The sequence below is a fragment of the Lentibacillus songyuanensis genome, from assembly GCF_039548255.1.
GTDB classification, from domain to species: domain Bacteria; phylum Bacillota; class Bacilli; order Bacillales; family Amphibacillaceae; genus Lentibacillus_C; species Lentibacillus_C songyuanensis.
In genome coordinates this window covers 1-1,762 of record NZ_JBCLVH010000054.1, presented here as the reverse complement: position 1 = coordinate 1,762, position 1,762 = coordinate 1, and the positions used below count along the sequence as shown (strand labels likewise).

The following is a 1,762-nucleotide window of genomic DNA, read 5'->3' as shown; positions in this document are numbered from 1 at the left end:
CCTCGTATAATAAGTTTCAGAAATTGATTTTCTTGCTCTTTGACAATTAAATAATACTTCTTCACTACTTATTAGAAGAGTTGTCTAGAAGGAGATTTTATATGGAGTGGCGGGCATGATAGCATCGAATGCGTGAGCCAATGTCTTTTACCATTTGGCGGTTTGGCTCGTGAATCATGCCCGTAGAGGCTCCATGTCAAATCGACTGTGTTTTATCTCTTCCTAAATAGTGTGAATCCTGCTTATTGCTTGGATATTGCGTGATGTCCCTGGATAATAGAATTGGAATGGATCCAACTGGGAATATGCTTTTTCCTCCTGTAGTTCGACTACGATTTAAGACTGTGACCCAGACAATTGTTTGTACTACAAACCCACAAGCTGTATCGGTGCATCACTGAACCAATGGTAGTGGCCGTTGGGCAGCTTTTAGTGATGCACCACAGAATACTCATAGGCGAGGCTGTTGTTAGACAATTGTTCTAGGGATATCCCGCAGTATCCAGGCTTATTCCAAAATCAAAAGAAAGGAGGTCCTTTCCATGAATTTGTTCGTAGGTATTGATGTTAGCTCTACAAAACTGGATGTGTGTTTCCTTGATAGTGAAGACACACGCTTAAAGGAAACAACATTTTCCAATGATATACCTGGTGCGAATCAGATAAAAGAAACTATTTTAGCTTATAACGGGCAGTTCCATTACGAAAAGATTATTGTCGGAATGGAATCTACATCCATCTATAGTTTTCATCCGGCCCATCTATTGGGCGATGATGTGGACTTACATCGGATTGGTGTCGAAGTGGTCGTTCAAAATCCGAAGGCCATCCATCGATTTAAAGGCCTATTTGAAGAAGACAAGACGGACCGTATTGATGCTTTTCGTATCGCCGATTTCCTTCGATTTGGTCGCTATAATAAATCGGTTATCAAGGAAGAAAAGTATGTTGCCCTTCAACGATTGACACGTTCACGTTATCAAGTGATCCAACAACTAACAGAATGTAAGCAACATTTTCTTGAAAATCTTTACTACAAGTGCAATACGCTTTCCAATGAAGTAGACACTTCTGTGTTTGGGTCCACCATGATGGAACTATTTGCCGACTCATTTTCATTGGATGATCTTGCCGATATGGAACTGGAAGACTTAGCTGTTTTTCTTCAAAAGAAAGGAAAAGGTCGCTTCCGTGATCCGGAGAAACTAGCTAAATCCATTCAAAAGGCCATTCGTGACTCCTATCGTTTAGGTAAAGTCGTGCAAGGCTCGGTCGATATTGTACTGGCAACCTATGCCAGACTAATCCAGACACTTAAAAAACAAGTCAAAGAACTGGAAAAAGGTATTGAGGCCTTATTTGATATTCTTCCGGAAGCACAGTGTTTAAAAAGCGTACCCGGTATTGGTGCCGTTTATGCGGCGGGTATTATCGCCGAAATAGGGCAAATTGAACGCTTTGAAACACAGGCACAATTAGCTAAATACGCTGGTCTTTACTGGAAGAAATCACAATCCGGCCTCTTTGAATCGGAACATACACCAAGGGTAAGAACAGGGAATCAGTATCTTCGTTATTACTTAGTTGAAGCTGCCAACTCGGTGCAACGAAACGAGCCTGTTTACCGTGAATTTTACCGAAAGAAATACAAAGAAGTTCCGAAATACAAGCATAAACGAGCACTCGTCATGACTGCGAGAAAACTAGTGCGTTTGGTGGATGTGCTACTACGCAATCACCAACTCTACACGCCAGAAAGGAG

Annotated in this window: 1 protein-coding gene; it reads left to right on the top strand. The window is 41.5% G+C overall.

Going from position 1 to position 1,762, the window contains the following annotated elements:
- Window positions 1–542: 542 nt before the first annotated feature.
- A partial coding sequence (locus WMZ97_RS21770; RefSeq protein ID WP_343274162.1) for an IS110 family RNA-guided transposase occupies window positions 543–1,762 on the top strand: 1,220 nt, incomplete at its 3' end.